13 protein-coding genes are annotated in these 22,221 nt (G+C 70.7%); 8 read left to right on the top strand and 5 right to left on the bottom strand.

Going from position 1 to position 22,221, the window contains the following annotated elements:
- Positions 1–53: 53 nt before the first annotated feature.
- The 4 genes from ACT53Q_RS13680 to ACT53Q_RS13665 all read right to left on the bottom strand — a co-directional run bounded on the left by ACT53Q_RS13680 (position 54) and on the right by ACT53Q_RS13665 (position 6,298).
- Positions 54–395, bottom strand: a complete 342-nt coding sequence (locus ACT53Q_RS13680) for an HNH endonuclease (RefSeq protein WP_476187191.1) — start codon at positions 393–395, stop codon at positions 54–56.
- 459 nt (positions 396–854) lie between these two features.
- Complete coding sequence (locus tag ACT53Q_RS13675; protein ID WP_476187190.1) at positions 855–1,796, bottom strand: ROK family protein; 942 nt, start codon at positions 1,794–1,796, stop codon at positions 855–857.
- Positions 1,793–3,736 carry an alpha-amylase family glycosyl hydrolase gene (locus ACT53Q_RS13670; protein WP_476187189.1) on the bottom strand — a complete coding sequence of 648 codons (1,944 nt, stop codon included), beginning with the start codon at positions 3,734–3,736 and terminating at the stop codon, positions 1,793–1,795. Before ACT53Q_RS13670 ends, ACT53Q_RS13675 begins: the two co-directional genes overlap by 4 nt.
- An 81-nt stretch (positions 3,737–3,817) precedes the next feature.
- Entirely contained in the window at positions 3,818–6,298 is a 2,481-nt protein-coding gene (locus tag ACT53Q_RS13665; RefSeq protein WP_476187188.1) for a TonB-dependent receptor domain-containing protein, read from the bottom strand.
- A gap of 349 nt (positions 6,299–6,647) precedes the next feature.
- On the opposite strand from ACT53Q_RS13665, the gene ACT53Q_RS13660 reads away from it, so the two are divergent.
- A complete protein-coding gene (locus tag ACT53Q_RS13660; RefSeq protein WP_476187187.1) occupies positions 6,648–8,240 on the top strand; it encodes a sodium:solute symporter in 1,593 nt (530 codons plus the stop codon).
- A 134-nt stretch (positions 8,241–8,374) separates the two neighbouring features.
- Here ACT53Q_RS13660 and ACT53Q_RS13655 read toward each other — a convergent pair whose 3' ends face one another.
- The gene (locus ACT53Q_RS13655) at positions 8,375–9,409 is read right to left on the bottom strand and encodes a LacI family DNA-binding transcriptional regulator (protein WP_476187186.1); all 1,035 of its coding nucleotides are present in this window, start codon (positions 9,407–9,409) and stop codon (positions 8,375–8,377) included.
- A 266-nt stretch (positions 9,410–9,675) separates the two neighbouring features.
- Between ACT53Q_RS13655 and ACT53Q_RS13650 the strand changes: the two genes are divergently transcribed.
- The 7 genes from ACT53Q_RS13650 to ACT53Q_RS13620 all read left to right on the top strand — a co-directional run bounded on the left by ACT53Q_RS13650 (position 9,676) and on the right by ACT53Q_RS13620 (position 22,212).
- Positions 9,676–12,480 (top strand): DUF2339 domain-containing protein, encoded by a 2,805-nt coding sequence (locus tag ACT53Q_RS13650; RefSeq protein ID WP_476187185.1) that lies wholly within the window; start codon positions 9,676–9,678, stop codon positions 12,478–12,480.
- The gene (locus tag ACT53Q_RS13645) at positions 12,477–14,051 is read left to right on the top strand and encodes a DUF3999 domain-containing protein (RefSeq protein WP_476187184.1); all 1,575 of its coding nucleotides are present in this window, start codon (positions 12,477–12,479) and stop codon (positions 14,049–14,051) included. Before ACT53Q_RS13650 ends, ACT53Q_RS13645 begins: the two co-directional genes overlap by 4 nt.
- A gap of 23 nt (positions 14,052–14,074) precedes the next feature.
- Positions 14,075–15,250: a phosphoglycerate kinase gene (locus ACT53Q_RS13640; RefSeq protein ID WP_476187183.1), complete on the top strand. Its 1,176-nt coding sequence runs from the start codon at positions 14,075–14,077 to the stop codon at positions 15,248–15,250.
- 411 nt (positions 15,251–15,661) lie between these two features.
- Positions 15,662–16,660, top strand: coding sequence for a serine protease (locus tag ACT53Q_RS13635; protein WP_476187182.1), 999 nt, complete (start codon positions 15,662–15,664; stop codon positions 16,658–16,660).
- A gap of 401 nt (positions 16,661–17,061) precedes the next feature.
- Entirely contained in the window at positions 17,062–17,736 is a 675-nt protein-coding gene (locus ACT53Q_RS13630; RefSeq protein ID WP_476187181.1) for an HAD family hydrolase, read from the top strand.
- A gap of 37 nt (positions 17,737–17,773) precedes the next feature.
- Positions 17,774–19,825: a DUF3857 domain-containing protein gene (locus tag ACT53Q_RS13625; RefSeq protein ID WP_476187180.1), complete on the top strand. Its 2,052-nt coding sequence runs from the start codon at positions 17,774–17,776 to the stop codon at positions 19,823–19,825.
- The gene (locus tag ACT53Q_RS13620) at positions 19,822–22,212 is read left to right on the top strand and encodes an SEL1-like repeat protein (RefSeq protein WP_476187179.1); all 2,391 of its coding nucleotides are present in this window, start codon (positions 19,822–19,824) and stop codon (positions 22,210–22,212) included. Before ACT53Q_RS13625 ends, ACT53Q_RS13620 begins: the two co-directional genes overlap by 4 nt.
- The last annotated feature ends 9 nt before the right edge of the window (positions 22,213–22,221 follow it).

Raw genomic sequence — 22,221 nt, 5'->3', positions numbered from 1 at the left:
CCGGAACTGGTCCGAACCCGATACCATCACCACAGGACTCACCGCCTGAGTGGCTACAAAATCCGTACGCAGGTCAGGGGAATCAAATGGAATTTCAGCATGCCGTCGTCATCCACGATAGCGCGTGCCTTGATGTCCGGGCTTTCAGACGATGTCGCGAGACCGACAAAAGGATTGGGAATCGCGCCGCCTTTGCCAGCCATGCCTTCAACAAATCGATATAGGTCGGCCAGCTTGTGGTTGACTAGCGCGGAATCGACTGTCTCTCCCATCCGGGAGTTGCAGGTCCGGCAAACGCTGTAGATGTGGTAATAGCCTCCCAGTGCATCGGGAATAACATGTTCGTCGCTGAACTCAAACGTGTCCTTGTCGACGCGGCAAATAATGCATTTCATGTGAATCCATTTGGTGAGAGATGAACATCGCGGCGCAGCATAAAACGCGCGAACTGCGCAGTTTTTGCTTGGAGGAGGTGGGTGTCAACGAAGACGCAGTGGGCGTGTGGCATGCGCCTCTTGTAGTCGCGAATGCGTTGATCGTCCGGTAGTTTACCGGACGACCCCTTGCACGATTGTTCCAGCATCAATCAGCAACTTACGTGCCAAAGAACGTCGAGCCGCCCGGGGCGGCTGTGCAATGCTGCTCCCAGACGATGAATCCAATAACGATCGAGTTCGGAGACGCCTCCAATGACCGCTATTGGCCGTTTCCAGCCATGACTTCCGCATCAAAGCTGGATCCCTGCTTTCGCCGGGATGACGGGAGTGAGGATGCGCCATCGGGCAATGCGCGCATCGTCTCCTGCCCGTGCGTCTCGAATACGGCGTGACACAGGCCGAACCTCCGCGCCAGCATCAACGCGCCGACCGATCCTCGGCTGCGGCGCGCATCGCCAGCAGCAGCGCCCCGAGGATCCCGCTGCGGTCGCCGAGACCGGGCGGCACGATGTACGCGTCGATCCCGCCTTCGACTTCGTCACGTGCGAGGTAGCCGCCGAGCCAGTGGCGAGTGCGGGCGCGGATCGGGGCGAGCAGGCGTTCGTGCTGCATCACGCCGCCGCCGAGGACGATGCGGCGCGGCGACAGCGTGAGCGCGAGTTGCGCGCAGAGTTGGCCAAGGTAGTCGGCTTCGATGTCCCACACCGGATGGGTGGCGTGCGCGTCGCCGAGGTCGTGGCCGAGACGTGCGACCAGGGCGGGGCCGTTGGCGAGGCCTTCGAGGCAGTCGCCGTGGTGCGGGCAGACGCCGGCGAATCCGGCGTCGCCGGCATGGCGGCGTGGATGGATGTGGCCGACTTCCGGATGCAGCAGTCCGTGCAGCGGGCGGCCGGCGATCACCGCGCCGACGCCGATGCCGGTGCCGACGGTGACGTAGCAGAGGCTGTCGAGCGGCGCGCCGTCGTCGCTGCGGCCCGCACCCCAGTGCGCTTCCGCGAGCGCGGCGGCGTTGACGTCGGTGTCGAGCGCGATCGGGATGTCGAGCGAGGCGAACGGCGCGCGCAGGTCGGCGTCGTGCCAGCCGGGTTTCGGCGTGCGCAGCAGGCGGCCGTAGGCGACGGCGCGCGGGTCGAGTTCGAGCGGACCGAAGCTGGCGATGCCCAGCGCGCGCGGCGCGCCGAAACGTTGCGACGCGGCGTCGAAGAAGGCGCGTGCTTCGGCGAGCGTCGATGCGGGATCGCGCGTCGGGAAGCGCACGCGTTCGAGCAGCGTGCCGTCGTCGGTCGCGATTGCGCACACGAATTTGGTGCCGCCGGCTTCGATGGCGGCGTAGACGGGCGTGGCGTCGTCGGCGGTCATGCGTGGGCGTCGGTCGTGTCGGTGCGTCGCAGCCAGCGTAGCGCATGCGGTGCGAGCGTGGCGGGCAGTGCGTGCGTGGCACCGTCGTCGTCGAGCAGGTCGCGCCAGCCGGCGAGGGGCAGCGCAGCGTCGACATCCGGCACCACAGCGACTTCGTATGGCGAGAGGTTCGTGAGCACCAGCACGTCGTCGCCGCGCAGCAAGCCGAGCACGGCCGGATCGTCGAACGCGAGGACGTGCGTCGACGCATCGCCGCGGAATGCCGGTGTCGCGGCGCGTACGGCGAGCATCCGCCGCAGCGTCGTGCCGATGTGGCCAGCACTGTCGTCCGTCATGCCGCGTTCGACCGCCTCCGCCGTCGCCCAGTCCATCGCCGGGCGATGCAGCCAGCGGCCTTCGCCGGCGCGCAGTGGATCGTCGGCATAGCGCTCGTCGTTGCCCAGCGCGATCTCGTCACCCATGTACAGCGTCGGCAGGCCCGGCGCGGCCAGCATCAGGCCTTGCAGCAGCAGGAAGCGTGCTTCCGCGGCGGCCAATGCGGCGGCATCGCCGCGTTCGCGCGCCGCGTCGAGTCCGCAGAGCGCAGCGGTCATGCCGTTGGTACCGTGGACGATGTCGTCGCCCGCGCTCTGGAAATCGCGACCGCGGGCATCGCTGCCGGCTTCGGCGCCGGCGTAGAAGCGTGCGATGCGGGCGAGGTCGAACGAGGCGTGCGTCGGGCTGCCGGCGGCTTCCTCGCGCAGGACATTCCAGCCGATGTCGTCGTGGCAGCGCAGGTAGGCCAGCCAGCCGCAGCCGTCGGGCAATGCCGGCGTGCGTGCGAACGCGGCGCGCAGCGGATCGGCGCGGCGTTCGGCCAGCGCCGCCCACAGCGAGGCCATCAACGTGCTGTGGTAGGCGAGATGGCATTCGTGGCCGGCGGCGTCGCCGTCGCCGAAGTAGGGCACGAGCGCTGGCGCGGGCACGATGGCCTCGGCCTTCAGCAGCACGCCGGGCGCGACGATGTCGACCACTGCGCGCAGCGCCTGGATCAGCGCATGCGCCTCGGGCTGGTTCATGCTGTCTGTGCCGAGGCGCTTCCAGAGGTAGGCGGTGGAATCGAGGCGGAACGCCTCGATGCCGCGGTTCGCCAGGCGCAGCAGCGTCAGCGCCATCTCGGCGAAGACCATCGGATTCGCCCAGTTCAGGTCCCACTGGTACGGATAGAACGTGGTCCACACGTGGCCGAGTCCCGGCACCTCGGTGAAATTGCCGGGCGCGGTGAGCGGGAACACCTGGCCGAGCGTGCGTTCGTGCGCGTCGGGCAGCGTGCGGTCTGGGAACACGTGGTAGTAGTCGCGGTAATGCGCATCGCCGGCGCGCGCGGCGCGTGCCCAGCGATGATCGTCAGCGGTGTGGTTCAGCACGAGGTCGGCGCAGAGGCTGATGCCGGCGTCGCGCAGCCGCGCGGTGAGCGCGTCGAGGTCGGCGTCGTCGCCCAGTGCGGGATCGACGCGGTCGTAGTCGCGCACCGCGAAGCCGCCGTCGCTGTCGCCCTCGCGCGGGCACAGGAACGGCAGCAGGTGCAGGTAGCGCACGCCGAGGCGCTGCAGGTAGGGCACGCGCTCGGCGACGCCGCGCAGCGAGCCGCCGAAGCGGTCGACGTAGGTGCTGTAGCCGAGCATGTCCGCGGCGAGGAACCAGTGCGAGTCGCATTCGCGCGCGAGGTCGAGTGCGCGCAGCGCGTCGGTGCGCGCGTCGGCGCAGGCGGCCATGCCGGCGACGAGCATACGCAGCGCGTCTTCGAGCGCGGGTGCATCGCCATACGTGGATCGCAGTGCCGCGATCAATCGCGGGGCGTGCGTGTCCCAGCGCGCGAGCGCGAGGTCGCGCCGTGCGGCGGGCACGGCGTCGGTGAACGTTCGGCGGAGCGGGTCGTCGGGCATGCGCAAGGCGTTCATGGGCCTGTTCGAAAGTGAAAAAGCGGCGGACGCGCGCCGTCCCGGAGAGGAAGAGTCCGGCGCGCGCCCGTCGCAGCGGGCTCAGAACTCGTAGCGGACGCTGGCCGAGATCGTGCGGCCGGGGATCGAGCGGGCGCGGATGATGTTCTCCGTGCCGTCGACGATCGCGCCTTCCTCCGCCTCGGTGATGCCGAAGGTGTCGAACAGGTTGTTGACGTTGAGCCCGACGACCCAGTTCTCCGCGAAGCGGTAATCGGCGAAGAGGTTGACCTGGGTGTAGCCGGGCATCTTCAGCTGGTTGTTGTCCTGGGTGTAGGCATCGGTGGTGCCGATGAGGTTCGCGCCGAGCGTCCAGTTCGCGGCCTGGTAGCCGCCGGTGAGCTGGTACACGAGATCGGCCTGGCGACGCGGCGTGTGGCCTTCGTTCGCCGGCGTGATTTCGTCCTTGCTGATCTCCGCGTCGGTCCAGGTCAGGCCACCATTGAGGAAGAATTCGTTCACGCGCAGCGAGGCTTCGAGTTCGAGGCCGTGCGCCTTGTACACGCGGTCGAAGAAGCGCTGGCTGGTCAGTTCGAAGTTCTGTTCCTCCGTCTTCGCATAGAACGCGGTGCCGAACAGGCTGAGGCCGCCGCGACGCCATTTCAGGCCGGCTTCGAGCTGGTCGACCATGTCGACGGCGTCCTGCGCGCGCACCGAGCCGTCGGGGCGGACCACGCCGAACAGCAGGCGATCGGCGTTGGCACGGCCGCCGCGGCTGACCCGCGCGAAGCCGGCGAGGTCGTCCTGGAACAGGTAGTTCGCGCCGATGGAGTACGAGGTGTAGCCCCAGTCGTAGTCGATCGGCGACGCGGCGGCGTTGTTCACTTCCGACACGTTGCGTTCGGGCGCGGAGATCACGCCGTCGCCGTCCACGTCGACGTTCGCGACCTGCACGCTGCCGGCGTAGTGGCCGCGCGCCTTGCCGGTGTCGCGGCGCACGCTGGCGTCGATGTCGAGCTTGCCCAGCGCGTACGACAGCGAGAAGTACGGCGCGCCGATCGTGTACGTGGCGGCGTAGCGGCGCGTGCAGCAGTTGCCCCAGGCCGGCACGCCGTAGGCGTAGAGGCCGTTGTCGGAGAGGTTGGCGCTGGTCGCGTCGTAGACATCAAGCAGCGCCGAGCGGCCGTTGCCCTCGAGCGTCTGCAGGTACGAGTTCCACACCCAGTCCATGTCGATCTTCTGGCGCGAGCGGTAGTAGCCGCCGCTGAGATCGAGCTTGCCGTCGCCGGTGTCGAGGCTGCGGGTCAGCTTGAGGTCGTTGACGACGTTGCCGAAGTCGTTGATCTCGGTGTTGAACAGATGCGTGCGCACGGTGGTGCCGGTGTAGGCCTGACCGGCGTTCGGACCATTGGTGTAGCGCAGCGTGGCGCCGGCACCGCCGACGCTGGTGGCGAGCGCGGACGCGGTGCCGACTTCGGCCGGGAACTGGCCGACGAAGCGGCCGCTGTTGTCGGCGTAGCGGAATTTCTCGTCGATGCGCCAGCCGTCGCCGAAGCGGTACTGCGCTTCCACGCCGAACGCGGTGCTGTCCGGATGCATGCCGTCGGTGATGTCGGTGCGACGGCGGTTGTTGTTGCCGTCGAGGCCGATGTCGCTGCGGAAGTAACGGCTCTGCAGCGTGTCGCGCGCCGGGTCGAAGCCGTTGATGGCGCCGAAGTGCGGACTGCCGTTGCTGCCTGTCGCGCGCGTGGGCACCGGCAGGTAGCCGATCGCGCGGTCGTCGAGGCGCTTGAGGTGGAAGCGGATGTAGCCGCTGTCGAAGTCGCGGGTGAGGTTGGCCTTCAGCTGGCCGCCCTTCTCGGCGGTGTAGCCGGCGTCGCGCACGCCGTCGCCCGCGCGCCAGAAGCCGCCGACATGGAAGCGCCAGCCGTTGCCGAAGGGCATGCCGTAGCGGAAGTCGACGCGATTGCTGGCGTAGTCCAGGCCGGTGGTCAGGCCGACCGAGCCGCCCTGCACCTCGCCGGTGTTGCTGATGAAATTGATTACGCCGCCGGGCGAGTTGCTGGCGAACGTCGACGCCGAGCCGCCGCGCACCGCCTGGATGCGATCGACCGAGCCGTCGTAGCGCAGGAAGATGTCGGCGTTGCCGAACGCGATGTCGCCGAACTCCATCACCGGCAGGCCGTCTTCCTGCAATTGCAGGAACTTCGCGCCGCCGGCCGCGACCGGCAGGCCGCGCACGGCGATGTTGGCGTTGCCTTCGCCGCCGGTGGATTCCGAGCGCACGCCGGGGAGGTTGCGGAAGATCTCGGCGGTGGAGCGCGGCGCGGCGCGCTCGACGGTGTCGGCGGTGACGTCGCTGGTGGAGACGCTGCTGCGCAGTTTCGACTTGCCGCCGGCGGTGGCGGTGACCACGATGGCGTCGAGGTCGTTGCCGTCGGTCGGTGTGTCGGCGGCGGGCGCCTGCGACTGCGCGGCCGCGAAGCCCGGCGCGCACGACAGGCCGATGGCACAGGCCACGGCGAACGACAGCGGGCGGAGGGTGGTGCGGCATTTCAGGGACGACTTCGACGGGTGGCGCATGGCGGCGGAATCTCCGGGTGTCAGATGGGCAGCGGCAGGCTGCCGGGCGGAGATGTGATAGCGAGTCACGCAATCGATTGCAAGTATTTTCTGTCGAAAATGGCCGCCCGTCGGGTGGCGTGCCGCGGGCTTCGCGCCCGGTTTTTCGATAACCGCATGAAAAGCGGGAAAATATCGCTTGATATGGCGGATCGTGGATGCCGATACCCGCCAGCCGCCGCGGCGGAAGACGGGCAAATCCTGTTGCGATGCAGCATGCACAATCGATTGCGTTGACGCAGTATCCCTCCGCCGGCGACCCTTCCTGCCGGCGTCCGCTACCGCCCGCCGCGTCCGCCTGGAGCCCGTCATGGCCGATCTGCACGTCCATCTGGAAACCCTCGATCTCGTCGTTCTCGCGCTGTACGCGCTGGGGATCGTCGGCCTGGGCCTGCTCGTCTCGAAGCGTCGCGCCTCGGCGGACGACTACTTTCTCGCGTCGCGTTCGACCACCTGGCCGGTGATCGGCCTCGCGTTGCTGGCGTCGAACATTTCCTCGACCACGCTGATCGGCCTCGCGGGCGCGGCCTACGGCACCGGCATCTCGGTCTACAACTACGAGTGGATGGCGACGGTGGTGCTCGCCTTCTTCTGCGTGTTCTTCCTGCCGTTCCTGCTGCGCTCGCAGGTGTACACGCTGCCGGAATACCTCGAACGCCGCTACGACCGCCGCGCGCGCGTCTACTTCTCGGCGCTGACCATCTTCCTCAACATCGTCGTCGATACCGCGGGCACGCTGTACGGCGGCGCGATCATGCTCAAGCTGATCCTGCCGCAGTGGCCGCTGTGGGAGATCGTCGCGGTGCTGGCGCTGTCGGCGGGTGTGTACACCGTCGCCGGCGGCCTGCGCGCGGTGATCTACACCGAGACCGTGCAGGCGGTGATCCTGCTGGGCGCGTCGGTGTTCATCGCGGTGTTCGCGTTCGACAAGGCCGGCGGCTGGGACGCGGTGATGGCTGCGGTGGATCCCGCGCGGCTGTCGCTGATCCGCCCGATCGACGATCCCGGCGTGCCGTGGCTGGGTCTGGTGCTGGGCGTGCCGCTGCTGGGCTTCTACTTCTGGTGCACCAACCAGTTCATGGTCCAGCGCGTGCTGTCGGCGAAGAACGAGGATCATGGTCGCTGGGGTGCGCTGTTCGCGGGGCTGCTGAAGTTGCCGGTGCTGTACGTGATGGTGCTGCCGGGCACGGCGGCGATCCTGCTGTATCCGCACCTCGAACGCCCGGACCTGGTGTATCCGACGCTGATCTTCGACCTGCTGCCCGCGGGGCTGGTCGGCGTGGTCATCGCCGGCTTCTTCGCCGCGATCATGTCGTCGATCGCCAGCACCTTCAATTCCGCGGCCACGCTGGTGACGATGGATTTCGTGCGTCCGCGGCTGCCGAACGCGGACGGCGCGACGCTGGTGCGCGCGGGTCGCATCACCACGATCGTGTTCATGGTGCTGGCGGTGGCGTGGGCGCCGCAGATCGAACATTTCTCGTCGCTGTGGCAGTACCTGCAGGCGGTGCTGGCGTATGCGGTGCCGCCGGTGTGCGCGCTGTTCCTGGTCGGCCTGTTCTGGCGCGGTGCCAACGCGAAGGGCGCCGCTGCGGCGATCCTCGCCGGGCTCGTCGGTGGTGGCGCGCTGTTCTGGGCGAACGTGCTGTCGCCGCAGCCGCTGGGCCTGCATTTCCTGCTCGTCGCGCCGATCCTGTTCGTGCTCAGCGTGATCGTGCTGATCGCGGTCAGCGCCGTCACCGCGCCGCCGCCGGCGGGGCAGGTGGACGCGATGCTGTGGACGCCGGCGTTCTACCGCGACGAGACCCGCGCGCTGGCCGGCACGCCATGGTGGCGCAACTACCGCGTGCAGTCGGTGCTGCTGCTGGCGCTGACCGCGGCGATCGTGTGGACGTTCCGGTAGCGTCGTGTCATCGCCGCCGATCGCGCGAGTGGTAGAGCGGCCTGACCAGCCATTCGGCTGTTGAACACCAGGCCGCTGCCCCGTCTCTGTAAACGCACAAGCGGCCTGAAGGCCGCTCTACCAAACCCGAAGGGTCACGTCGACGCGCGGACGATCAGCGTCGGCGGCAGCAGCGTGGAGTCGTGGGCGTCGCCGCGGATCGCGGCGATCACCGTGTCGACCAGCGCGACCGCGCCGCGGGCCAGTTCCTGGCGCACGGTCGTCAGCGGCGGGTGCGCGTGTTCGGCCAGCAGGATGTCGTCGAAGCCGACCACCGCCACGTCCTCCGGCACGCGGCGGCCGGCGGCGGACAGCGCGCGCATCGCGCCGATGGCGATGACGTCGGAGGCGGCGACCACGCCGTCGAACGCCAGCCCGGAGGCGATCGCCTCGGCCATGCGGGCCTCGGCGTCGGGGCCGCCGAAACCGGTGCGCACCAGCCGTTCGGGCGCGGCCTTCAGCCCGGCATCGCGCAGCGCCTGGCGATAGCCGTCGTGGCGGTGCGCGACTTCCGGCAGGCGTTCGTCGCCCAGGAACACGATGCGCTTGCGGCCCCGTTCGGCCAGGTGCGCGGTGGCGAGCTGGCCGCCGAGGCGGTTGTCCGAGCCCACCACCGGGTATTTCTGGTTCGGCAGCCGCGAGCCCCATACCGCGAGCGGGATGCCGGCGCGCGCCGCCTCGTTGATCGCGGCGTGCTCGAAGCTCTGGCCGATGAGGATCACGCCATCGCTGCGGCCCGGCTGCTGCAGGCGCCGCACCCAGCCGTCCTGGTGCACCGCGATCTTCGCCAGCAGCATGTTGTAGCCGCGGTCGGCGAGGGTGTCGGCGAGGTGCGCCAGCATCGTCATCATGAACGGGTCGACCAGGTGCGGCTCGCGCTCGTGCACCAGCGGCACGCCCACCGTGATCACCCCGGTCTGCCGCGAGCGCAGGCTGCTGGCGACCGGATTGACCGTGTAGCCCGCCTCCTCGGCCAACCGCCGGATCCGCTCGCGCGTGCTGGCGGCGATCATCGGGCTGTCCTTCAGCGCGCGCGAGACGGTGGATTCGGACACGCCGGCGAGCCGGGCGATGTCCGACATCTGCAGGTTGGTCGGCGGCTGCGAGACCCGGCGGCGGGGAGTGTTCATGTGTCTAGCCTCCGCCATAACCGCGATCGCGATCAAGTCGCGGCGCAATGGACCTGCAACCTGCACGGAAACCGCCCGGAGGCCGCCGGTAGCGGCTGACGATACCGCCAGCGGGCGGGACCGCTACGGCGGCGGGCTGCGGTTGCATTTCGCTGGCCGATGCGGAAGGCTGCCGGCATGTTCGCCTGTTCAGGGTCGGGGCCGAAGGCTCCCGCGGAGGCGGATCCTGAAGTAGTCGCACCCGCTGTGGTGCACGAGGGCGGAGGATGGACGATTTGGCCGGGATTCTGACCCTGCTGGGGCTGGTGCTGCTGAGCATCCCCATCCTGCTGGTGGTGGCGCTGATCAAGCTCGGCACCGCCCGCACCCGGATCGACGAGCTCGAACGCGACGTGCAGGGCCTGCATGCGCGGGTGTCCGATCTCGAATCCCGCCCCGCGCCGCTGCGCGCGCCCGCGCCGGCCGCCGTGGCCGAGACGCCGGTGGCGCGTCCGCCCGCGGTGTTCGTCCCGCCGCCGGCCGCACCCGCACCGGTGCCCACGCCCGAACCGTCGCCGGTGCGTCCGGCCGCCGCGGTGCCGCCGCCGCTGCCCGAACGGCCCGCCGCCGCATCGCCCACGCGCCCGGCCGATCCGCTGCCGCCACGGCCACAGCCGCAGAAGTGGACCCCGCCGGAACCGCAGCGCGACGTCGTCGGCGATGCCGTCGGCCGCGCGGTCGACGCCGTCCGCCGCTGGTTCACCGAGGGCAACGTGCCGGTGAAGATCGGCATGCTGGTGCTGCTGGCGGGCGTGGCGTCGCTGCTGAAGTACGCCAGCGACCAGGGCTGGGTGCGGGTGCCGATCGAAGTGCGCCTGGCGGGCGTCGCCGCCGCCGCGCTCGGCGGGCTGGTGTTCGCCTGGCGCCAGCGCGAGACCCGCCGCGGGTTCTCGCTGTCGCTGCAGGGCGGCGCCATCGGCGTGCTGATGCTGGTGACATTCGCCGCGTTCAAGCTCTACGGACTGATCCCCGCCGGCGCCGCGTTCGCGATCACCATCGCGCTGGTCGCCGGGCTGGGCGTGCTGGCGGTGCTGCAGGAGTCGATGGCGCTGGCGGTGTTCGGCATCCTCGCCGGCTTCCTCGCGCCGATCTGGCTGTCCACCGGCAGCGGCAACCACGTCGCGCTGTTCTCGTACTACGCGGTGCTGAACCTCGGCATCTTCGGCATCGCCTGGAATCGTCCGTGGCGGCTGCTCAACCTGCTCGGCTTCGTCTTCACCTTCGCGATCGGCACGCTCTGGGGTGTCCTCGACTACGTGCCGGCGAAGTTCGCGACCACCGAGCCGTTCCTCGTCCTGTTCTTCGTGCTGTACCTGCTGATCCCGGTGTTCTACGCGCACCGGCGCACGCTCGGCGCCGACGGCAACGTCTACCGCTCGGTCGACGGCGCGCTGGTGATCGGCACGCCGCTGGTGGTGTTCGCGCTGCAGGCCGGCCTGCTGCACGGCGCGCCGTTCGGCGACGACCGCATGCCGCTGGCGCTGTCGGCGCTGGCGATGGCCGCGGTCTACGCCGCGCTGGCCGGCGTGCTGCGCCGGCATGCGCGCTTCGCGCCGCTGCTGCAGACCTGGGCGGTGCTGGCGGTGGGCTTCGCCACGCTGGCGGTGCCGCTGGCGCTGTCGGCGCGGGCCACGGCCAGCGTGTTCGCGGTGGAAGGCGCGGTGCTGGTGTGGCTGGGCGTGCGCCAGGACAAGCGTCTGCCGCAGCTCACGGGCCTGGCGCTGCAACTGGCGGCGGCGGTGGCCTACGTGGCCGGCGTCGGCGGCATGAGCACCGGCTTCTCGCCGATGGACGTCGCCTCGGCCACGCCGATCGCCAATCCCGCCTTCATGAGCGCGCTGCTGATCGCGATCGCCGGCTTCGGCACCGCGTGGACGTACCGGCGCACGCTCGATGCCGGCGTGGTGTCGCTGTTCGCGCTGTGGGGCCTGGGCTGGTGGACGTTCGCCGGTGCGCAGGAAGTGCTCGACCACGTCGAGTACCGCTACCGCGTCGACGCGCTGTTCGCGTTCCTCGTCGCCACCGGCTGGCTGACCGCCGAGGTGCGGCGTCGCGTCGAGGAATTCACGGCGTTCGGCGGCACCGCGGCGCTGGCGCTGCTGATCGGCCTGCCGTTCGCGATGATCCAGTCCGCCACGCACGAGCATCCGTTCGCGCACGGCGGCACGCTGGCGTGGCTGCTGTTCGCCGTCGCCGGCTGGCGCACGCTGGTCTGCCTGCGCGACACCGGCCTGTTCGTGCGCCTGGCCGCGCATGGCGGCTGGTTCTGGTCGTGGATCGCGGCGATCGCGCTCGGCGCATTCCATCTGGTCTATCGGGACAGCTACGCCGGCACCGCCTACGTGCCGGGCATGGGCGACGGCTGGCGCATCGTCGCGCTCGGTTTGCCGGTGCTGCTGTTCGCCGCGGCGCTGCGGCTGCGGCCGTCGCTGCTGGCGCCGCCGCTGGCGCGCGGCTTCGACGACTACCGCGCGGTGCTGGTGGTGTCGGCGGCCGTGGTGCTGACCTTCGGCTGGCTGCTGTCGCTGCTGTTCCCGGGCGACAGCGATCCGTTGCCGTGGGTGACGGTGCTCAATCCGCTGGAACTGTTCCAGCTCGCGGCGCTGGCGCTGCTGGCGCAGGGCGTGTGGGCGAGCCACCGGGCCGGCCGCGTCGGCGTGCCGATGTTCGCGCTGGCCGCCTTCGGCTGGATCACCTTCGCCACGCTGCGCGGCGTGCACCACTGGGGCGGCGTCGCATGGTCGCCGTCGATGCTGGGCGACAGCGTGGTGCAGACCTCGCTGACCGTGGTCTGGAGCGTGCTGGGCGTGCTCGGCTGGATCTTCGGCTCGCGTCGCGGCGAGCGCCTGCTGTGGGGCGCCGGCGCGGTGCTGATGGGCGTGGTGCTGCTCAAGCTGCTGCTGGTCGACCGCGGCAACCTCGGCGACATTTTCGGTATCGTCTCGTTCATCGCCTACGGCCTGCTGTGCGCAGCGGTCGGGTATTTCGCGCCGGCGCCGCCGCGGCGCGCCGCCACGGAGTCCGTCGCATGATCGTGTCCCGCTGTCGTCGTCTCATCCGCCGCGCCGTGGTGCCGGCGGGCGCCGCGCTCGCCGTGGCGCTGGCCTGTGCGGCGTCCGTGGCGCAGGCCGCGCCGCCCGGCGACTACGCCTACCGCTGGCCGCTGGCCACCGATGGCCAGAATGCCGCCGCGCGCCAGTTCGAACTCACGCCCGAGGTCTACGCCGCGCTGGTCGATCCGCAGCTCGGCGATTTCGAGGTGTTCAACGCCGACGGCCAGCCGGTGCCGGTGGCGCGGCTGACGGTCGATCCGCAGGCGCAGCCGGGCGTGGCCGAGGTCGCACTGCCGATCTTCGCGCTGCCGCGCGCGGCCGATGGCAGCGGCGACGATGTCTCGCTGCGGCTGGAGCGCGACGGCACCGGGCGCCTGCACCTGCTGGAAGCGAACGTCGACGCCGGCCAGCCGCAGACGCTGATCGACTACGTGCTGGACGCCGATCTCAACCGCGATCCGGCGCGGCCGGCCACGGTCGACCGGCTGCAGCTGCGCTGGCCCGAGACCGGCGATGCCCGCACCCGCTTCGCGGTGGACGGCAGCGACGACCTGGAGCACTGGGACACGCTGGTCGCCGCCGCCGCGGTCGTCTCGCTGCACCAGGGCGGGGCGATGCTGCAGCGGCGCGACATCGCGCTGCCGGCGACCGGGCTGCGCTACCTGCGCCTGCGCCAGCTCGACGGCGATCCGCTGCCGGGCCTGCAGGTCACCGCGCGGCGGTTGCGCGCCGGTGCCTCGGCGCTGCCGTGGCGGCGGGTGACGGCGACGTTCGAAAACGAGGCCGCGGACGAATTCGGCAAGGGCAAGGTCTATCGCTACCGGCTGCCGGCGTCGCTGCCGGTGGGCCGCGTCGGCATCGGTCTGGGCGTGGACAACGCGACCGCGGACGTGATCGTCGACGCGCGCCCCGGCACCGTCGCCGCGACGGACGACCGCACCGGCTGGGTGCCGATGGGCCGCACGCTGGTGTTCCGGCTGCGCCAGGGCGGCGTGCAGGTGGACAACGAGGATTTCGTGCTGACCGCGCCGATGGCCTCGCGCGACTGGCGCGTGCGCAGCCCGGTCGCGCTGGCGCCGCCGCCGAAGCTGGAAGTGGCGTACCTGCCGGACCGCTTCGTGTTCCTGGCGCAGGGCCGCGGGCCGTTCGTGCTGGCCGCGGGCAGCCGCGTCGCGCGCCGCCCGCCGCTGCCGGTGGAAGAAGCGCTGGCGCCGCTGCGCAAGCGGCTGGGCGCCGACTGGATGCCGCCGGTGGCCACGCTGGGCGCGCGCGCCGATGCGGCCGGCACCCAGGCCTATGCCGAGCCCGAAAAGCCGCTCGATTGGCGGCGCTGGATGCTGTGGGGCTTCCTCGTGGTCGGTGCGGCGGTGGTCGGCGGCTTCGCGCTGACCCTGCTGCGCCAGCGCGATGCCGGTGCCGACGAGGCGGACGCCGCGCCGCCGCCGCCGGAGCCCGCGCCGCCGCCGCCCACGGCCCGATTTGATGCCGGCCCGCCGGAACAGGGAAAATCTCCGTTCGATTCCCACGATCACCCCCCGGATTCCGCCTGAGGAATCCCCTCACGGAGCCCCGCATGTCCATCCTCCGCATGTCCGACCTTGACCTGACCGGCAAGCGCGTGCTGATCCGCCAGGATCTGAACGTGCCCGTCGCGGACGGCAAGGTCACGTCCGACCAGCGCATCGTCGCCTCGCTGCCCACGCTGAAACTCGCGCTGGAGAAGGGCGCGGCGGTGATGGTGATGTCCCACCTCGGCCGCCCGAAGGAAGGCGTGTGGAGCGAGGCCGATTCGCTGGCGCCGGTCGCCGCGCGCCTGTCGGAACTGCTCGGCCGCGACGTGCCGCTGGTGAAGGACTGGGTCGACGGTGTGCAGGTCGAACCCGGCCAGCTGGTGCTGCTCGAGAACTGCCGCATGAACGTCGGCGAGGGCAAGGACGAGGAAGCGCTGTCGCGGAAGTACGCCGCGCTGTGCGACGTGTTCGTGATGGACGCCTTTGGCACCGCGCACCGCGCGCAGGCCTCGACGCACGGCGTGATCAGGTTCGCGCAGCAGGCCGCGGGCGGCCCGCTGCTGATGGCGGAACTCGACGCGCTGGCGAAGGCGCTGCAGCATCCGGCGCGCCCGCTGCTGGCCATCGTCGCCGGCAGCAAGGTCAGCACCAAGCTCGAACTGCTGTCGTCGCTGGTGGGCAAGGTCGACCAGCTGATCGTCGGCGGCGGCATCGCCAACACCTTCATCGCCGCGATGGGCCACGGCGTCGGCAAATCGCTGGTCGAAGCCGACCTGATCGACACCGCGAAGCAGATCATGGCCGATGCGAAGGCGCGCGGCGCCGAGATCCCGGTGCCGACCGACGTCGTCGTCGCGCCCGAGTTCAAGGCCGATGCGCCGGCGACGGTGAAGGCGGTCGATGCGGTCGCCGCCGACGACATGATCCTCGACATCGGCCCGGACACGGCCGCGCGCTACGCCGCGCTGATCCAGTCCGCCGGCACGGTGGTGTGGAACGGCCCGGTCGGCGTGTTCGAGTTCGACGCCTTCGGCAAGGGCACCGAGACGCTGGCCCGCGCGATCGCGTCGAGCCCGGCGTTCTCGATCGCCGGCGGCGGTGACACCCTCGCCGCGGTCGACAAGTACGGCATCGAGGACGACGTGTCGTACATCTCCACCGGCGGCGGCGCCTTCCTCGAATTCCTCGAAGGCAAGACCCTGCCGGCCGTCGCCGCGCTGCAGGCCCGCGCGCACTGACGCTGCGTCGCAGCACGTCTGCCGGGCCGGCGCCCGGCGGCGTGCCGCGCACGAACGCGGTCCGTTCGCCGTCGAATCGGCATCCAATCGCCGCGCGATGACGGCCGGATCACTGCCGCATCGCCGCCGCTGGCGGCATGCGGCGCACAGCTTCCGGCTTCCTGCGTGCATCGCGCCGCCGTGCGCCCCGCGCGGCACAGGGCGGCATCCGCCGCCGTCCCGCGTCGCAGGTGTGGAGACGCGAATGGCGTGCTATATCAAGGGGGCCCGGTGTGACCCGGGTGGCTCCATCCCGCCACCCGCTTGCCTGTCGCCCGCAGGGCACCCCGATCCGATCGCCCGCGCGGCCCTCGCCGCGCGTTCGCATCGCGGTCCATTTCGTATCGCCATTTCGTCCAAGGAGGAACCCACATGCGCAATACGCAGAACCCCCGTCCCTCGTCCGCCCGCCATGCCGCCGTGCTGGCGTTCACCGCGCTGTCCATCGCCGCCATCGGCGGTCCGGTCGCTGCCGCCCGTCCCGCCAATGCGCCGCAGGCCCGCGCACCGCAGACCCTGTCGGAAGACGCCCCCGCCCGCGGCGAACTCCGCCTGCCGGTCGAAGCCCGCGGCAACTGGATGCGCGAGTACGTCCAGCTCCGCGTCGCCCAGCAGAACCTGCGTTTCGCCGACGAACCGCTGACCGAAGCCGAACTGAAGGCGATGTTCACGCCGAAGATCGTCGGCGGCAGCGTCGCCGGTGCGGCCGACAATCCGTTCCAGGTCGCCCTGCTGACCAAGAGCGTCGCCAACAACTTCGACGCCCAGTTCTGCGGCGGCACGCTGGTGAAGGCCAACGTCATCGTCACCGCGGCGCACTGCAGCGACTTCGTCACCGCCAGCCAGGTCCAGGTGCTCACCGGCACCCGCAACCTCGACGGCACCGGCACCCGCCGCAACGTCAGCAAGATCGTGATCCATCCGAGCTGGAACTCCGGCACGATGGACTACGACGTCGCGGTGTGGACGCTGTCGTCGTCGACCTCGGGCATCCCGTTCGCGACGCTGGCCGCCGCCGATCCGGCGGTCGGCACCAACCTGCTGGTGACCGGCTGGGGCGCGCTGACCGAAGGCGGCAGCTTCCCGATCAACCTGCGCAAGGTGACGGTGCCGCTGGTGAGTACGGCCAACTGCAACGACGCCAACTCGTACAACGGCCAGATCACCGCGCGCATGATCTGCGCCGGCTTCGATGCCGGCGGCAAGGACAGCTGCCAGGGCGACTCGGGCGGTCCGCTGACCCAGGGCAGCGTCCTGACGGGCATCGTCAGCTGGGGCGACGGCTGCGCGCGTGCGAACAAGCACGGCATCTACACGCACGTGTCGAACAGCTCGATCCGCAGCTTCATCAAGACCCAGGCCGGTATCTGATCGCGCCTGCGCACGGCGCTCCGGCGTCGCGCAAACGGACCCCCCGCTCGTCGGGGGGTCTTTTTTTGTGTCCTGCCGACGGAAGTCGGCACGGCTCGATTCGGGATTGCCGGCCTTGCGAAGATCAACGGCTTCCGCGCTGGCGCGCGGGTGACTTTCTTTGGCGCAAAGAAAGTCACCAAAGAAACACTCAGGGCCAATTCAAATCTGCCGCCGGAGGCGTGGCCGGAATTTTTCGACGAGGCGTCCTGCCTCGTCGAAAAACGGCGGACTTCCTGTCCGCCGCCCTCCGGGTTTCCGATCGCGGGTGGACGTCGTTTCGCAGCGTGCTCGCGAGGACGATGCCGATACGGCACGGTCGCTTTCTGCGATGCTGATCTCACCTCTCCAAGAAATTTCCGATGCGCACCCTCTTCTTCGACCTCGACGGCACCCTCATCGACTCCGCCGTCGGCATCACCCGCTGCGTCGCGTATTCGCTGGACCGCATGGGCCATCCCGGACTGCCCGCGGAAGCGCTGCGTGGCTGGATCGGGCCGGCGCTGCGGGTGAGTTACGGCCGGCTGTTCGACGACCCGGCCGACGTCGAGCGTGCGGTGGCGCTGTACCGCGAGCGCTACGACGTCGAGGGCTGGGCCGAGCACGTGGTCTATGCCGGCATCGGCGACGCGATCGAGGCGCTGCATGCGGCCGGATGCCGGCTCGCCGTCGTCACCGCGAAGAACGAGCCGCACGCGCGGCGGATCGTCGACACGCTGCCGTTCGGGCGCCGGTTCGACGACGTGATCGGCGCGACCCTGGACGGCCGGCTCAGCCACAAGCCCGAGCTGATCGGCGAGGCGCTGGCGCGGTTCGGCATCGGCGCGGAGGCCGCGCCCGGGCTGTGCACGATGATCGGCGATCGCGACCTGGACATCGCCGGCGCGGCGCACCACGGTCTGCGCGGCATCGGCGTGCTGTGGGGGTTCGGCGATGCCGACGAGTTGCGCGCGGCGGGCGCGCATGCGCTCGCGGCCGCGCCGGAGGCCCTGCCTGCGCTGCTGCTCGACGGCGTTCGCGCGCCGATGCATTCGTAGTAGCCTGTCGCCGCACGACGACAGGTGGGGGCGAGGCATGGGATTCCGTCCGGGCTGGGCACTGGCCCTTTTCTTCGCGCTGTCGGGCGCGTCCATGGCCGCAGCGGCGGCCGAACACGTCAGCGGCGGGCTGCGGTTCGAGACCGGCGCGGAGCCGGCGTTCGTGCATCGCCGCGAACTGCCCGCGCGCTGGGATGCGGGCGCGCCCGGCGTCGACGACCGCCGCTGGCGCTACTGGCTGTACGACGTGCAGTCGGACCGGCGCCGCGGCCAGGACATCACCTACACCGAGCACGTGTTCGAGCCGAAGTCGCAGTCGCTGCTCGGCGACGCCGGCCGTTTCCAGATCGAGTTCAATCCCGAGTTCCAGCGGCTGACGATCCATCGCGTCGAACTGCGGCGCGACGGCCGCTGGCAGGACCGGCTGGTGCCCGAGCGCATCTCGCTGGCGCGGCGCGAGGCCGACTTCGAGCAGGACATGACCGACGGCACCGTCACCGCGCTGATCGTGCTGGACGACGTGCGCGTGGACGACATCGTGCGGGTGAGCTACAGCGTCGCCGGCAGCAACCCGATCCTCGCCGGACAGGTGTCCGACTGGGCCACGCTGTCCTGGCGCAACCCGACCCTGCGCAGCGGACTGCGCGTGCTCTACGACCCGGGCACGAAGTTCCGCGTGCATCGCGAGAACATCGTGCTGGAACCGCAGGTGCGCCACGGCGCCGATGCCGAGGACGTGCAGGTGCAGGCCCGCGACCTGCCGGCCACCGTGTACGAGGACAGCTATCCGGCGTGGTACCAGCCGTTCCCGACGGTGCAGATCGCGCCGGACCGTGGCTGGGGCGAAGTGGTGCGCTGGGCGCTGCCGCTGTATCCGCGCTTCGACCAGCCGTTCGACGACGACCTGGAACGCCGCCTGGCGCAGTGGAAGACGCTGCCCGATCCGGCCGCGCGGCTGACCGCGGCGCTGCGCGCGGTGCAGAACGACGTGCGCTACTTCGGCATCGAGATCGGCGACAACAGCCATCGCCCGAATCCGCCCGGGCTGGTATGGCAGCGCCGCTACGGCGACTGCAAGGACAAGGTCTACCTGCTGACCACGCTGCTGCACCGGCTGGACATCGAGGCCGCGCCGGCGCTGGTGTCCACCGACCGCGGCCGCGCGATCGGCGATTTCGTGCCCAGCGCGTCGGTGTTCAACCACGTGATCGTGCGCGCCCGCATCGGCGGCGCGACGGTGTGGGTGGATCCCACCATCGCCCAGCAGGGCGGCGATCCGCGCGTGTTCGACCTCGGCGACTACGGCATGGTGCTGCCGGTGGCCGAAGGCGTCACCGCGCTGGAAACGGTCGCCCGTCCGCGCGAGGGCAACGCCGGCGTCGAGGTGAAGGAGCGCTTCGTGCCCGCCGCCGATGGCCGCGAGGCGACGTTCGAGGTCGAAACCGTCTACACCGGCGCCTCCGCCGACTACCAGCGCCGCAACACGCTGAGCGAGCGCGGCGACGAGCTGGCACGCCGTTATTCGGAGTATTACCGCAAGCGTTACGGCGACGTCGAAACCCTGTCGGAGCCGAAGATCGAGGACGACCCGGAGCGCAACCGCCTGCGCATCAGCGAAAGTTACCGGCTGAAGACGCCGTTCGGCGACGACAGCGCCGGCGTGCGTTCGCTCGAGGTCTACGCCGAGGCGCTGCAGTCGGCGAGCGAACTGCCCGATGCGCTGGAGCGACACGGCCCGCTCGAATTCGCCGACCGCGGCCGCTATCGCCACGAGATCACCGTGCAGTTGCCGGACCGCTGGAAGCCGACCTTCACCGCCGATCGCGCCGATCGCAGCGCCGACGCCTTCGGCTTCCACCGCGACGTGGAAGTCGGCGACAAGTCGGTGACGGTGGTGTACGAACTCGACGTCAAGCGCAGCGAAGTGCCGCAGGACAAGGTGGCCGCGCACCTGGCCGAACTGCGCAAGGTGCGCGACGACCTGTCCGCGACCCTGCGCTTCGCGCTGCCCGCCGCGGTGGGCGCGCAGCAGCGCCAGGAACGCCTGCGCGCGCTGCTGCGCGAGGTGATGGAAGAGAACGCGAAGTGAGCGGCCGGCGTCGGGACCACGTCCATTCGCGGGCCTCGTGCGCACTGGCGCTCGCGCTGGCCTGCGCCTGCGCGCTGCCGGTCGCACGGGCGGCGAAGACCGACGGTGCGAAGGGCGGCGACGCGACGTCGGCAGCCGCGGCGCGTGAGCGCGCGCTGGCGGGGTCCACGCCCGAGCAGGTGGCGGCCGATCCGGCGCAGGCGTGGACGCGGTTCCTCGCCCACGGCGAACTCGGCGATGCCTACGAACGCTACGACGCGATGGATGCGGTGGGCTACACCCTCGCCAACGTCGATGCCGAGGCCTGTCGCGCCCACGGCGACGCGCTGCGCGAGGCGGTGAAGCATCTGCCGATCAGCATCGCGATGCATCGCGCCGCGCTGCTGTGCGCCGAAGCGCTCGGCGACGAGGCGCAGGCCGAGCGCGAGACCGCGGCGCTGGCCGCGCTGTCGAAGCTGGCGCTGTCCAACGCCGGTGAAGGCCATTTCCGCAAGCCGATCCGGGTGTTTTCGCCCAGCGACGTGTACGCGCTGGTGGCCACGCTCGGCTACGAGTTCCGCTACGACTACTACCAGATGGTGCGCCCGGAACGCACGATGCCGCTGGTCGTCGCCGCCTGGGATCCGGAAACCAAGGTCGAGCACCATCTCGCGTTCGACTTCATCGAGGCCACCTTCGCCGTCGATCGCGAGGACGAGCATGCCGGGTTCCCGATCATGCGTAACGACCTGGTGGACGCGTTCGTGAAGAGCGAACGCGACGCCGGCGAGGTGCTCGGCGAGGACATCGCCGCGATGCAGGCCGCGCAGCAAGCCGGCACCGTGGCCGAACGCCTCGACGCGCTGCGCGAAGCGGCCCGGCGCGGCGGCATCGCCTCGCTGCGCGAGTCGCTGGCGCTGTGCATCCAGGCGCGGACGCCCGGCTGCGGCGAACCGCTGGTCGACGCGCTGTTGCCGCTGGCCGAACAGCGGCAGGCGATGCCGATGGTGATCCTGGCGCTGGCGCATGCCCAGGGCGTGGGCGTGGCGAAGGACATGCAGGCCGCGCAGGCGCTGCTGGAGGCCGCGGACCGCCGCTGGTACCGCCGCGGCGCCAGCGTCGCCTACGCCCTGCTGCAGTCGCGCAGCGGCGGGTCCACGGACGATGCCTTCGTGCTGGAACGCCTGCGCCTGGCCGAAGCGGCGGGCAACGTCGACGCCGCCGCGCTGCGCGTGGCGCGGCAGCGCATCGCGGAGCCGCGCAGCCGCATTTCGCCCGCCGATCTCGCACTGCTTGCCCGCCCCGCGGTGAACGGCACCGGGCTGGGTTACGGCATGCTGGCCGAATACCACGAACAGAACGGCGATGCCGCTGCGTACCGGGCCGCCCTGCAGCGGGCGGCGGAAGCGGGCAGCGCGGCGATGCAGCGCGAGCTGGCCTATGTGCTGCGGCGCGAGGTGCGTGATGCGCACCCGGGCGCGCAGACAGGGGCGGACATGACGGCCGAGGCGCAGGCCTGGCTGGAGGCCGCGGCGCAGGGCGGCGATGCGCCGGCGATGCGCACGCTCTTCCATGCCGCGTGGAAGCGCGGCGAATGGCGGACGGCGACCCGCTGGCTGCTGGCGGCCGTGGCCGCGGACGACGTCGACGCGATCTACGATCTCGCCGCCGCCTACGAATCCGGGCATCCCGAACTCAACGGCGACTTCGCCACCGCGGTGAACCTGTACGAGGCGATGGCGACGATGCCCGGCGCGCCGGGCGCCCAGGCGCGTCGGCGGTTGGCGCAGTTGTCGATCACGGGCCGCGGCGTGAAGCGCAAGCCGGAACGCGCCATGGCGTTGCTGCAGGAGGATGCCGAACGCGGCGACGCCGAATCGCAGGCCTTGCTGGGCGCGCTGCTGCTGGACGGCGCCGACGGCGTGGCGGCCGATCCGGACGCCGGCACGCGCTGGATGGAGCGCGCGATCGCCGCCGGCTCCAACCGCGCGCGCACCGCGCTGGCGCAGTGGCTGCATTCGGGCAAGGGATCGACCGCGGAACGCCGCCGCCGCGCACTGGACCTGCTGCGCAAGGCCGATCCGAAGGGCGGCGATGTCGACGCGGTGCGCAACAGCCAGGCGTGGATCCTGTGCGTGTCGGCCTACGACGACGCCTACGATCCCGCCGCCGGCTGGGCGGTGGCGCAGCGCATGCTCGCGTCGTCGTCGCTGCAGCCGGGCGAACTCGACACCGTCGCCGCCTGCCAGGCCGCGAATGGCGACATCGCGGGCGCGGCGAAGCGCCAGCAGCAGGCGATCGACGCGCTGCCGAAGGACGCGCAGGGCCGGCCCGACGGCGGCCAGGGCATGTTCGACCGGCTCGCGCTGTATCGCGCCGGCAAGGCCTACCGCGAGTCCGCGCGCTGACGACCGCTG

It is taken from the genome of Lysobacter sp. DMC97, assembly GCF_056313745.1.
The sequence above is the reverse complement of the archived record's forward strand: the minus strand, read 5'-3'. Positions and strand labels throughout refer to the sequence as shown.